Raw genomic sequence first — 11507 nt, 5'->3', positions numbered from 1 at the left:
CGAAGCCTATCTACCTCATCTGGAGTTTCTTCTGGATCAGAAGCTGGACTGGAAAAGCCGCAGGAACCGTTTGTTCTAGGTCATGAAGCCAGAAGAGAGGGGCGACATCTGTAGAGAAAGTTGCTCTCTGGCTCCCCTCTCCCCCTGTAGAGAGGTTGGAGGAGCGGAGCGTCTCAATCTTGCTGGGAACAACCATCAGTGAAGATGAGTGGCTTTTCACCTGTATTCTCTGTTGCCGTCCGAGCCTGTTTCTATTCGGAATGGCAGTCGGGGAGTGAGTTTCATTGCAACAAACCCTCTCTGCCCTGCGTTTTCAGTACGACAACAAGCTTGATCTCCTCTTTACCGACCAGGGCGAATACCAAGGTTTTGAATCGTCAAGATTGGTGTGTAGAGGTGCTGATGGAGAAATCTCCCATGCAGGCAACCGCTGAAACGAGGAGGAACTGCGGCTACGCCAGGATCCGCTCGCAGGTGAGTGTCTCTGCACGCCGTCTGAGCAAGAGCTGATAGACTGAATCGAGAAGCACTCTCGGAACGGCTAGAGAGCGTTGATCCCTGGGATGAAGGTCCTGCAGAGGGGCTGGGTTGCTGAGCATTGGTTATCGAGCTTTGGGCGGAGGCGGGATCCGCCTGCTAGGATTGACCTAATCAGGGGAGAGGCGCGGGGATGGTTTGGCAATTGCTGACGTGGCCGGCCCAGAGCCTGCTGTGGTTGGCGGAGCAGATTCGAGAACGAGCCGAGGCGCAACTCGACAGCAAAGAAAACCTCCAGAAGGAACTCACCGCCCTGCAGATCCAGCTCGATCTGGGGGAGATTGACGAAGAGACCTATACCCGGCGAGAAGAGGAGATCCTGCTAGCTCTGCAAGCCCTAGAGGAAGCCGAAGCAGCTGCTGAGGGGGAGGCAAGGGATCCTGGATAGCCTTTGCTCCAGCAGGGTGGAGCGTTCGGCGTTCCCCCAGGCCTGCAGGTTTTCCAGGACGTCAGCTGGCAAAGCGTTCCCTGGCTAGTGCTTTGCAGAAGCAAGCTATGGCCGAGGGGAAAGCATTGGTTTTTGCCATCCGCCCTGGCCCTGCCCGACCCGTGCAATTGCGGCGGAGCAATTTTCCATCTTCAGTTTGTTGGGGGGCCAGGCTCACTGGATCCCGAATTTCATCTTCAGAATGCTCAGGGCTTGCGGTATCATGTGCTAAGCAGCTCCAGAACAATTGAAAGCAGCGAGGTCAAAAAAGTGGTTAGGGTAGCCATCAACGGGTTTGGTCGTATCGGCCGCAACTTTCTGCGCTGTTGGCTCAGTCGTCCCCAGTCCAATATTGACATTGTTGCCATCAACGATACTTCAGACGCTCGCACGGCTGCCCATTTGCTCAAGTACGACTCCATCCTCGGGACCCTACAAGGAGTGGAAGTGGAGGCTACTGAGGGTGGTTTGTTGGTTAACGGCAAGCACATCCACGCCGTTTCCGATCGCAACCCAAGCAACCTGCCTTGGAAAGAGTGGAAGGTGGATCTCGTAATCGAGGCTACCGGCGTTTTCGTAGACTACCAGGGTGCCTCCAAGCACCTAGAGGCAGGAGCCAAGAAGGTGATGATCACCGCCCCCGCCAAGGGGGGTGATATCCCCACCTTTGTCTATGGGGTTAACCAGCACACCTACGACCCAGTGCGGCACAACATTGTCAGCAATGCCAGCTGCACCACCAACTGCCTTGCCCCACTGCTGAAGGTGTTGCTGGACAAGTTTGGTGTGCGGCGGGCTACGATGACTACCACCCACAGCTACACGGGTGACCAGCGCATTTTGGATGGCGGCCACCGCGATTTACGACGGGCGCGGGCAGCAGCCTTGAGCATGGTGCCTACTACGACGGGGGCAGCTAAGGCAGTGGCGCTGGTGATCCCTGAATTGAAAGGCAAGCTCAACGGGGTGGCAGTACGGGTTCCCACGCCCAATGTCTCCTTGGTGGATTTGGTAGTGCAAACAGAGCGCCAAGTGATTGCCGAGGAGGTCAATGCTGCGTTGAAGGAAGCCTCGGAAACGACAATGAAGGGGATCATTGCCTACTCAGAGGTCCCCTTGGTTTCTATTGACTACCGCGGCCACAGCTGCTCCGCCATTGTGGATGCAGAGCTGACCAGCGTTCTGGACGGGGATCTCGTCAAGGTCATGGCCTGGTACGACAACGAGTGGGGCTACTCGCAGCGGGTGCTGGATCTGGCCGAATACATGGCTGCCCACTGGGTGGGGTAGGTGACTGCCTCATCCCTTAGCGGCAGAAAAGGAAAACTCAGCAAAAACTTGCCAGCGCCTGCCGTCGTGGGCAAGAAGGGTGAGGGCAGAAGCGAGGAAGGATCCCTGGAAAGGGCGGCTCTGGAACTCTGGCCAGGCAGCACGGAACTGGGCTGGCCGGAGATCCCGAAAGGCTACTGTTATGTGAGGCACAAAAGGGCGAGGGGGAGCTGTTGTTGCCTGCAGGTTGAGAAGGAGGCTCATGTGCCGCTGGGCCTTGGCCTGGAGCTGCTGCAGCTCCGGAGAGGGCTCGACGTGAATATAGATAACCCGTGGTGCAAAGGCGCCGAAGCCACGGAGCTCAACAGCAACGGGGGCCTGCTCCTTGGCAAATTCTTCCAGGGATCCCGTCAGGGCCGTCAGCTGGGCAGTGGGCCACTCGAAGGGGGGCACTAGGGTAATGTGAGGAGGCGAGCGCAGGGCTGCTCGACTGGCAAATTGCTCGGCCACCTGCTGCTTGATGGCTGTTACTTGCGCTTGCAGCTCAGGAGGGGGAAGGAGGGCAAGAAACAACCGCTGGTGGGGGGCATTGAGCAGCATTGCCGGGCAGCTGGGGGCTACTTTATCCAGCCTAGGGCATCACCGCCCCAGCCCTCTACCCCGATCCCAAAGGCTTTCTGGGACGCCCCAGGCTTTCTTAAATTGCTCATATAATTATCCAGCGATTACCTAGTGGCAGTAGGATACAGCGATCCCCCATGACAGAGCTTTCCAACCCCCTTCCCACGCCGGCAAGGTCCCATCGGATTCCGTTTTACCATTGGCATCTCTTCCTCTGCGCCGACCAGACCAAGCCCAAGTGCTGTGAAAAGGCAGTGGGGCTGGAAGCCTGGGAATACCTGAAGTTGCAGATCCAACAGTTGAACCTAGAGCTGGGGGGCGTGGGCCCCTTGTGGGTCAACCGCACCAAGGCCAATTGCTTGCGGGCCTGCAACTATGGTGTTCCTGGGCCAGTGTTGTTGGTGTACCCCGGTGGATTTTGGTACCACTCGGCTACGCCGCCGGTGATAGAGCGGGTGCTGCAGGAGCACATCCTGGGTGGGAAGCCAGTGGCCGAGTATCTGGTTGCCCAAGCTACTCTAATTACCGCTTAGCGGTCGGAGCCTTACCGCCCCTGATCTAGGAGGGCGTGGATGGCCTCCACACAGGCTGCGGTGGTCTGCTGCAGTTCAGCTTTCTCGCTAGAAGCGGGCGGGGGGAGCAGCTTGCCAATGCGCACCGTGATGGGGCAAAACAAGCGCGGCCAGCGGGATCCCTTCGGCAGCACCTTCTCAGTGCCCCAGAGGGCCACAGGGAGCAGAGGCGTTTGAGTGCGCGCGGCCACTAAGGCTGCCCCCAAGTGGGGGTGGGGGATGCGGCCATCAGGGGTGCGGGTGCCGCTGAGAAAGATCCCTACCGCCCACCCCTGGACTAAGGCCACTTCAGTTGCCCGCAGGGCACTGCGATCTGCCCCTCCTCTTTTCACGGGATAGGCTCCGTAGAGCCGAATCACCTGTTTCAGCACGGGCACCTGAAATAGTTCTTCCTTGGCCATAAAGGCTACAGGGCGGCGTACTGCATTGGCAACCAGCGGCGGATCCAGGTAGCTAGCATGGTTGCTGACGATGATCAGGGATCCCTGGCGAGGCACATTTTCCTGCCCATAGGTGCGGCCAAAATATAGTCCCCGAAACAGGGGGTTGACCACCAGCCACTTGAGCAGCCAGTAGGCCAACCAATCGCGGCGGCGATAGCTCATTTTGACTTGCGATAGCTCCTTCCTTGAGTGTAGGGGGGAGGAGGCGTTGCTTCTAGCTCTCCAGTCCGGATTCCCTCCTCCAGCCAAGTCTCAGCGATTTCCGTAAAGTGGCGGCTCCCCAGCTTGAAGAGGCGCAGCTTGGTCCTAGATCGTGGCCTGCCCGGTTCTCCCGGCGGGCAAACTGCCAGAGGAAGTAGCAGGAGGACTCTGGCCCTGTAAACCTCCAGCCCAGGTGGAGGCAGCTAGGGATCGGGGAGATCCCGCCATTGGCGGCGGCTGGGAAGGGGGGTCCGCAGCTACAAGATGGGTAACATCGAGAACCAGAAGCCCGCATGGAGGAGGATGGTTCACCAGTTAAGCTGTGACGTGTTGGTCATTGGCTGCGGGGTGGTGGGCTGTGCCATCGCCTATGAGCTAGCGGCAGCAGGGCTGTCAGTCATTGGGGTAGATGCTAGGGATCCTGCCTCGGGCGCTACCGGCGCGTCGCTGGGGGTGTTGATGGGAGTCTGTAGCCGCCAACCCAGCGGAGAGGGGGTGCAGTTGCGCCTAAAAAGCCTGGAGCAGTTTGATCCCCTGATTGCCCGGCTGGAAGCGGACTTGGGCCGGAGTTTGCCTGTCAATCGGCGTGGCATTCTGCGCCTCCTCCAAGAAGAAGAGGTAGCAGCTTGGCAGGAAACCTTGGCAGCTCGTCAACAGGCGGGCTATTGCCTTCAGTGGCTGAGTCCGGCGGAGGTGAGATCCCTGCAGCCTGGCCTACGGAGCGACCTAGCAGGGGCTATCTACTCTCCCCAGGATCGCCAAATCCAGCCCAAGCTCCTCACCCAGGCCCTCCTGGAGGCAGCTCAACGCCGAGGAGCCCGCTTTTTTTTCCACCAGCCGGTTCACAGCTTTCAGCGCAGCCCGGATCCTCCCTTTCGCCTAGCGGCAGTTCGCACGCCCTCCCTCACCTTTACCGCAGGGCACGTTGTCCTTGCCGCCGGTCTGGGCAGTTCCGACCTGGCCAAGGAGCTGGGCTTGCAAATGCCGCTACAACCTGTTAAGGGCCAGGCCCTGCGGATTCAAGCCCCTGGGATCCCGCTGGGGCCAGTGGTTACCGATGGGGATCTCAACTTGGTTCCCCTGGGCGATGGCTCCCTATGGGTGGGAGCAACAGTGGAGTTTCAGGCCCCCCACCCCGAGCCAACCCTGCTGGCTCTTCAGGAGTTGCTGACCCGCGCCATCCAGCTTTGCCCGGCCTTGGCGGAGGCGAGGCTACTGGAGCACTGGGCTGGCCAGCGACCGCGACCGCTGGGGCAGCGCGCCCCTATCCTAGGGCCGGTTCACGGCTATACAAATCTTCTTGTTGCCACCGGTCACTATCGCAATGGGATCTTGCTGGCTCCCATTAGCGCTGCCATCCTGCGAGACTTGGTCCTGGAGGGCAAAACAGACCTGGGCAACCTCAGCGCCTTTGCCCCTCGTGAGAAAGTCGGGGGGGCGGAGGGCTAGCGACGCTACAGGCAGCTTTTGTCTATGGCTTTGCAGCGGCCTTGGCAAAATAGGGTCGTTTCTGCTGCCAGCGCCAGGCAGTTTGAAGGATCTCGGCCAAGGTGGTATAGCGAGGCTGCCAGTTGAGGTCGCGAGCAATAGCCGTGGTGTCGCTCACCAGCCGCGGCGGATCGCCAGGACGGCGCGCCCCCACCTGCACTGGGATCTGTTTGCCGGTCACTGCCTCAGCGGTGGCAATCACTTCCCGGACAGAAAAGCCTTGGCCATTGCCCAAGTTATAGGCTAGTTGCAGGGGCTTGCCAGCCACCAGCGCCTCTAGGGCCAACACATGAGCTTGCGCCAGGTCAGCAACATGGATGAAGTCACGGATGCAGGTGCCGTCGGGGGTATCGTAGTCATCCCCAAAAATGGTTAGGTGAGGGCGCTGGCCAGCGGCAACTTCTAGGGCTAGGGGGATGAGGTGGGTTTCCGGGTCATGGGCCTCGCCAATTTCGCCGTCAGGATCGGCGCCAGCAGCATTGAAGTAGCGCAGGCTCACCGACTGGATCCCGTAGGCAAGCTGAAAGTCCCGCAGCATCTGCTCCACCATGAGTTTGCTCTGGCCGTAGGGGTTGATGGGGCGCTGCGGGTGGGTTTCCGGGATGGGGATCTGCTCCGGCAGGCCGTAGGTGGCACAGGTGCTGGAGAACACCAGGTAGGGGATCCCGTGATCCCGCATGGCTTCTAGTAGAGTCAGGGATCCGGCTACGTTGTTGCGGTAGTACTTACCGGGCTCCTTGACCGACTCGCCCACGTAGGCGTAGGCGGCAAAGTGAATCACCCCTTCAGGGCGGTACTGGCGGATAACCTGATCCAGCCGCTCCCGGTCGGCAATGTCGCCAATTGCCAAAGGCCCCCAGCGAACAGCCCAAGGGTGGCCGTAAACCAGGTTGTCGTAGGCAATGGGCAGGTGGCCGTGGGCCGCCAGGGCTTTGCAGGTGTGGCTGCCAATATAGCCCGCACCGCCTGTAACCAGAAGCCGCATAGGCCAGAGCAGAAGGCAGTTTCCGTCCAGAATACAGCCATTCTTGCCGACCTTGGCAATTCCCCGGCCTATTCCAGGAGCTGCTGCAAATCCAGATGAGGCCGCCAGGCCTCTGCCAGACGATCCAGCAGTTCTTCCCGTTGCTGGGCGTAGTGGCCGTCCACCTCCGGCAAGGGATCCCAGCCTTTTTGCCGGCGCAGCCAGTTGAGCCAGTGGCGCCGCCAACGGTGGTTGTCAAAGAGACCGTGCAGATAGCTGCCCCAGATGCGGCCGGTGGGATCCCGCCAGCCCAGGTTTTCCTGCTCGAAGATTGGCAGGCAGCCAGAGGAATCGGCCTGGGTGGATCCCTGATGAATTTCGTACCCCTGGACGGGGGCAGGGGCGGGCCATCGGCTCTGCGTCTGCACCTGCCGGGTAATCTTCGTGGGCTGCAACACGGTGCTCAGCGGCAACAAGCCCAGCCCTGGGTAGGTGCCGGCGATCCCCTCCAGGCCATTAGGATCAGTGATGGTTTGCCCCAACATCTGCAGCCCGCCGCAGATGCCAACAATGTGGCCGCAATAGTGGCGCAGTTGGTCAGCCAGGCCAGTCTTTTGCAACGCCAACAGATCCTGGAGGGTAGTCTTGCTGCCGGGCAGGATGACCGCATCGGGGGATCCCAGGCTCTGGCCAGGGGCAACCCAGCGCAGATGGACGCTAGGCTCCGCCAGCAAGGGGTCGAAGTCGGAGAAATTGGCTACCCGCGGCAGGCGAACCACCGCGATCTCCAAACAGTCCTTCCCTAAGGCGCGGCGCCGGGGGCGGCGATCTTCCCAGAGTTGGGGGCCAGCCTCAAGGCCCAGCGAGTCTTCCTGGGGCAGCACCCAGTCCAGCCAGGGCAGAACTCCAACCACCGGGATCCCGGTGTAGTTCTCCAACCAATCAAGACCAGGCTGCAGCAGCTCCCGCACGCCGCGAAACTTGTTGATGACAATGCCGCGGATCAGGGCCCGCTCTGCCGGCTCCAGCAATTGCAGCGTGCCCACCACATGGGCCAGCGCCCCGCCCCGGTCAATGTCGGCCACTAGCCAAGTAGGGGATCCCAGATGCAAAGCTACCCGCATGTTGGCCAGATCCCGCTGCTTGAGGTTGACCTCCGCCGGGCTGCCCGCCCCCTCGCAGATAATCCACTCGTACTGCTGCTGCAGGCGGGCTAGGGCTGTTTTCACTGCCTCCCAGGCAGGCGCAAACCAGCGCTCGTAGTACTCCCTGGCACGGCAGGTGCCCACCGCCACGCCATTCAAGACAACCTGGGAGGTCAGGTTGCCCTGGGGCTTGAGCAAAATCGGGTTCATTTCCACCGCCGGCGGGATCCCGGCGGCCCAAGCCTGCAGAGCCTGCGCGTAGGCAATCTCGTGGCCCTCAGGAGTGACATAGGCATTAAGCGACATGTTTTGAGCCTTGAAGGGGGCAACCCTTTTCCCCGCCTTTTTGAGGAGACGACAGAGGGCAGCTACCAAAAGGGTTTTGCCCACATGGGAAGAAGTCCCCACCACCATCAAGGATCGGCAGGCGCCGTTCATTGGGATCCCTTTCCCTCACTTGCACTCGGCGAATTCCTCTTCCGCAGCAAAAGCCCTTGCCCCCCCTCTACCCCCTAAGGGCAGAAAGTCTTCTTCTTGTTTTTGTAGGACTGGGGCAGATGGATTCGAACCACCGAATGGCGGGACCAAAACCCGCTGCCTTACCGCTTGGCGATGCCCCAATTTGCCTTGCTTAGCTAGCTCAACCAATATAGCGAGGCGGCTTTGGATCTGTCAACGGTTGTCCTGCCCTCCTGGGTTAGGGGGAAGCGGCGTCTCCTGACCCGGGCCAGCGTTGACCTCAAAAGGGTTGGGCAGGTGGGGGATGCGGGCCACTTCGAAGAAGTAGGCACGGATTTCCGGCCCAAAGTAGATGACATCTCCACTTCTTAGGTAGTGGGTAGCCACGCGGCTGCCGTTGACAAATACGCCGTTGGTGCTAGAGCGCCCCTGGCGGTTGCCGTCAATGAGGCAATAGGTAAACCCTGTGCGGTTGGAGCGGGTGGGCACTCGCACCAAATAGGCGTGGCGGCGGGAGACGAAACGATTGACAATCTGGATGGAATTGGAGGAATCTCGACCGATGGTGTAGATATCCCCCCGCAGGATATAGCTGCAGGGCCGCACAGGATGACAAATGCAAAGGGTGAACTCCGGATAGGACAGGGGCTGCTCGGGAACTTGATCGAACAGCTCTTCCGGCAGTTCAAACTCCTGAGGAGTGGACGGATGCGCTCCGCCCACTGCCGTGGTTGCGGTAAAAAACGCAGTAAAGAAGTTGCTGTGGCTAGACGGCAATGGCTTTCCCTCTTCCACGCTTAAGCAGGCTCCACTCAATCTAGGGTTAAAACCCGCACTTTATAGCGCCTCCCGCCCCTCGTCGCTTGTTGGAAAACCCCTAGCTCCAGTGTACTATGGGCAACCTTGCAGATCCCTGCCTTCTCGAAAAACTTGGGAGGGGCTCAGAAGGGGCTCCCTTGGAGCGGCAAGCCTTGCCAGCAGACGGGCTATTCTGGGTAGCAGGGGTGTAGCCTGGAGGGGTGGATGTGACGGAAGCGCTGTTGCGTCGGTTGGATGTGGCTACAGAAGCGGCTCTGGAGGCGGCAGCGCTGCTGCGCGAGTATTTGGACAAAGCCCTGGCCATTGAGGAGAAACGTCCGGGGGACTTGGTAACGGCAGCGGATCGCGCCTCCGAGGAGCTCATCTTGAAGATCCTGAGGCGCCACTTCCCCGAAGACGTGATCTTGACGGAGGAATCTGGCCAGCAGGGATCTCCCGAAGGCACCTACGCCTGGATGGTTGATCCTCTGGATGGCACCACCAACTTTGCCCACGGCTATCCCTTTGCTGCCGTCTCTATTGGCCTGCTGGAGGGGCGGGAGCCCGTGCTAGGGGTAGTCTGCGACATCTTTCGCGGGGATCTCTTTCGCGCCGTCCAGGGGATGGGAGCCACCCGCAACCGCAAACCCATCCGCGTCTCCTCTACTACCGAACTCTCCCGCAGCCTCTTGGTAACTGGCTTTGCCTACGACCGCCGGGAAACCCCGGACAACAACTACGCTGAGTTCTGCCACTTCACCCACCTCACCCAGGGAGTGCGGCGAGGCGGATCGGCTGCCCTGGATTTGGCCTATGTGGCCACCGGCCAGCTGGACGGCTATTGGGAGCGGGGCCTCTCCCCCTGGGACATTGCCGCTGGGATTGTCTTGGTGCGGGAAGCCGGCGGTAAGGTTACCGCCTACGATGGCAGCCCGGTGGATGTATACAGTGGCCGCCTGCTGGCCAGTAATGGCTGGTTACACGCCGCTCTGCAAGAAGAACTGGCCCAGGTCAGCCCCCTGCCCGTCTCCTTTCCCATGCGACGGGATCGCCAGCCCAGGGAGCGAAGTAGCTAAAGATGCGGGCAAAAAGGCGGGGGGTCATGGGGCTTTTGCAGGGCAAGGAAGGCAACCTAGCCGGGAAAAAATTCCGGGGTTGGGGTTGGGCACTGGGGTTTGGCCTGGCGCTTCTCTTGGGGATCCCGGCCTACCCTCAGCCTGCCCAAGAGCCAGCCCTGGCCGCTCCCGTGGGCGAGCGAGCCCAGCCCCCCGACTCCCGTTGGGCCCAAATTCGGAGGCGGGGCCGTCTGCGGGTGGGGTTGGATCCCAGCTTAGGCCCAGCTTACCTCTACACCGACCCGGAGCGGCAAACCTACGCCGGCTTTGAGTGGGAGATCCTCGAGGCAATTGCCCAGACGCTGAAGGTACGGCTTGAGCCCGTCTACGTGGCTTGGGGTCAGCAGTTGACGGCTTTGCAGGCGGATGAGGTGGATCTCATCTGGGGAGCGCGGGAAGGCCTGGGCCTGGATCCGCAGCAATTTCTTGCCACCCGGCCCTACTACCTCAGCCCGCAGCGCTTGGTGGTACGGGATCCGGGGCCAGGGGAAGCTCCCATTGAGGCGCTGTCGCAATTATTTGGCCGCAAAGTGGGCATTGTAGTTAACAGTACAGGAGCAGCGCTGTTGGAAGCCTACAACGAGAGGCGGGGCAACCCTATCCGGCTCTTTGCCACCAGTAACCCGGAGCGCCTATTTGCTCAGCTCCAGGCTGGCCAGTTGGATGCCGTGCTTGTCGATCAGCCCGTTGCCGCCCTCCACCTGCGCCAGGCGGGATCCCGGCTGCGCCTAGTGGGGCCGCCCCTCTTTCCCATTCCTTTGGTGGGCGTGGTATCCTCGCAGCATCCTTCCCTGAAGGAAGCCCTGGATGAAGCAATCGCGATCCTGACCGAGAACGGAACCCTGCAACGCATCTTGGAGAAGTGGCAACTATGGGATCCCACTCTGATGTCCCCCGCCTCAGCCGAGGGCTAGCTCGCTACGAAACCGATCACTTCGCCATCTTGGGTGTGCCCCTCACTGCCGACTCCAAGAGGATCCGGCGCGGCTACCTGCAGGCGGCCAAGGCCCTGCACCCGGATCGCTTTGTCGGGGATCCGGAAGGGGCAGAGCGGGCCAATCTCCTTTTTGCCAAGCTGGTCAACCCAGCCAATGAGGTGCTGAGCAAGGAGCGGGAGCGGTCGGAATACGAGGCCCTCCTCAAGCTGCGCATCCAACAGCTACTGGAGTCGCCACCTGCAGATCTCTGGCCTACGGGAGAGACAGTCAAAGGTTTGGCCGAGTCTCCCAACTGGCAGGAAGAATATGTCCGGCGGGTGGAGAAGCTGGCCCAAGAGCAATACAGCTCCATGGCCACCCTGCTGGAGAAAACCGAGCAACTGAGCGAGCTCAACCTGGCCTATCTGCTGCTCAAAGCCGGCTACAAGGGAATCCCGACTCCTGCCGCCAAAACCACGCCCCCGCCGGGGGGACCCACCCCACCCCCCCCCCCCACCCCCCAGGGGGGGGGGCGCCGCCCCGGCCCCCGG

General features: G+C 60.8%; 12 protein-coding genes and 1 tRNA gene. 7 read left to right on the top strand and 6 right to left on the bottom strand.

Annotated elements, in window-relative coordinates; genetic code table 11:
• Positions 1 to 670 precede the first annotated feature (670 nt).
• Positions 671 to 925 carry a gas vesicle protein GvpG gene (locus NW827_RS01155; protein WP_414362574.1) on the top strand — a complete coding sequence of 85 codons (255 nt, stop codon included), beginning with the start codon at positions 671 to 673 and terminating at the stop codon, positions 923 to 925.
• A gap of 309 nt (positions 926 to 1234) precedes the next feature.
• Positions 1235 to 2254 carry a type I glyceraldehyde-3-phosphate dehydrogenase gene (gene gap / locus NW827_RS01150; protein WP_414362620.1) on the top strand — a complete coding sequence of 340 codons (1020 nt, stop codon included), beginning with the start codon at positions 1235 to 1237 and terminating at the stop codon, positions 2252 to 2254.
• A gap of 9 nt (positions 2255 to 2263) precedes the next feature.
• Here the strand turns inward: gap and NW827_RS01145 are convergent, their stop codons facing one another.
• Entirely contained in the window at positions 2264 to 2833 is a 570-nt protein-coding gene (locus tag NW827_RS01145) for a 2'-5' RNA ligase family protein (protein WP_414403434.1), read from the bottom strand.
• Between the two features lie 158 nt (positions 2834 to 2991).
• Here NW827_RS01145 and NW827_RS01140 point away from each other — a divergent pair, with 158 nt between their 5' ends.
• Positions 2992 to 3387: a (2Fe-2S) ferredoxin domain-containing protein gene (locus tag NW827_RS01140; protein WP_414362576.1), complete on the top strand. Its 396-nt coding sequence runs from the start codon at positions 2992 to 2994 to the stop codon at positions 3385 to 3387.
• Positions 3388 to 3398: 11 nt separating this feature from the next.
• Here the strand turns inward: NW827_RS01140 and NW827_RS01135 are convergent, their stop codons facing one another.
• Entirely contained in the window at positions 3399 to 4031 is a 633-nt protein-coding gene (locus tag NW827_RS01135; protein WP_414362577.1) for a lysophospholipid acyltransferase family protein, read from the bottom strand.
• A gap of 342 nt (positions 4032 to 4373) precedes the next feature.
• Here NW827_RS01135 and NW827_RS01130 point away from each other — a divergent pair, with 342 nt between their 5' ends.
• A complete protein-coding gene (locus NW827_RS01130; RefSeq protein ID WP_414503234.1) occupies positions 4374 to 5519 on the top strand; it encodes an NAD(P)/FAD-dependent oxidoreductase in 1146 nt (381 codons plus the stop codon).
• Between the two features lie 22 nt (positions 5520 to 5541).
• Here the strand turns inward: NW827_RS01130 and galE are convergent, their stop codons facing one another.
• The 4 genes from galE to NW827_RS01110 all read right to left on the bottom strand — a co-directional run bounded on the left by galE (position 5542) and on the right by NW827_RS01110 (position 8903).
• On the bottom strand, positions 5542 to 6543 hold the full coding sequence (galE, locus tag NW827_RS01125; RefSeq protein ID WP_414362579.1) for a UDP-glucose 4-epimerase GalE: 1002 nt from the start codon (positions 6541 to 6543) through the stop codon (positions 5542 to 5544).
• Between the two features lie 68 nt (positions 6544 to 6611).
• Positions 6612 to 8105, bottom strand: a complete 1494-nt coding sequence (locus NW827_RS01120; RefSeq protein ID WP_414403436.1) for a cobyric acid synthase — start codon at positions 8103 to 8105, stop codon at positions 6612 to 6614.
• Between the two features lie 110 nt (positions 8106 to 8215).
• A tRNA-Gln gene (locus NW827_RS01115) sits at positions 8216 to 8287 on the bottom strand.
• Between the two features lie 52 nt (positions 8288 to 8339).
• Positions 8340 to 8903, bottom strand: coding sequence for an FHA domain-containing protein (locus tag NW827_RS01110; protein ID WP_414403437.1), 564 nt, complete (start codon positions 8901 to 8903; stop codon positions 8340 to 8342).
• A gap of 242 nt (positions 8904 to 9145) precedes the next feature.
• Between NW827_RS01110 and NW827_RS01105 the strand changes: the two genes are divergently transcribed.
• The 3 genes from NW827_RS01105 to NW827_RS01095 all read left to right on the top strand — a co-directional run.
• Positions 9146 to 10000, top strand: a complete 855-nt coding sequence (locus NW827_RS01105) for an inositol monophosphatase family protein (RefSeq protein ID WP_414362582.1) — start codon at positions 9146 to 9148, stop codon at positions 9998 to 10000.
• 2 nt (positions 10001 to 10002) lie between these two features.
• Positions 10003 to 10953, top strand: a complete 951-nt coding sequence (locus NW827_RS01100) for an ABC transporter substrate-binding protein (protein WP_414403438.1) — start codon at positions 10003 to 10005, stop codon at positions 10951 to 10953.
• On the top strand, positions 10911 to 11507 hold a 597-nt coding region (locus NW827_RS01095), incomplete at its 3' end, for a J domain-containing protein (protein WP_414503233.1). The genes NW827_RS01100 and NW827_RS01095, both read left to right, overlap by 43 nt.

The organism is Synechococcus sp. H70.1, from assembly GCF_047502705.1.
In the GTDB taxonomy this organism is placed as follows: domain Bacteria; phylum Cyanobacteriota; class Cyanobacteriia; order Thermostichales; family Thermostichaceae; genus Thermostichus.
This window is presented reverse-complemented; position numbering and strand designations above follow the sequence as displayed.

Excerpts from the sequence above, each read along its gene's own strand:
- NW827_RS01145 (WP_414403434.1), bottom strand. The coding sequence starts at position 2,833 with ATGCTGCTCAATGCCCCCCACCAGCGGTTGTTTCTTGCCCTCCTTCCC.
- NW827_RS01140 (WP_414362576.1), top strand. The coding sequence starts at position 2,992 with ATGACAGAGCTTTCCAACCCCCTTCCCACGCCGGCAAGGTCCCATCGG.
- NW827_RS01135 (WP_414362577.1), bottom strand. The coding sequence starts at position 4,031 with ATGAGCTATCGCCGCCGCGATTGGTTGGCCTACTGGCTGCTCAAGTGG.
- NW827_RS01130 (WP_414503234.1), top strand. The coding sequence starts at position 4,374 with ATGGTTCACCAGTTAAGCTGTGACGTGTTGGTCATTGGCTGCGGGGTG.
- NW827_RS01100 (WP_414403438.1), top strand. The coding sequence starts at position 10,003 with ATGCGGGCAAAAAGGCGGGGGGTCATGGGGCTTTTGCAGGGCAAGGAA.
- galE (WP_414362579.1), bottom strand. The coding sequence starts at position 6,543 with ATGCGGCTTCTGGTTACAGGCGGTGCGGGCTATATTGGCAGCCACACC.
- NW827_RS01120 (WP_414403436.1), bottom strand. The coding sequence starts at position 8,105 with ATGAACGGCGCCTGCCGATCCTTGATGGTGGTGGGGACTTCTTCCCAT.
- NW827_RS01155 (WP_414362574.1), top strand. The coding sequence starts at position 671 with ATGGTTTGGCAATTGCTGACGTGGCCGGCCCAGAGCCTGCTGTGGTTG.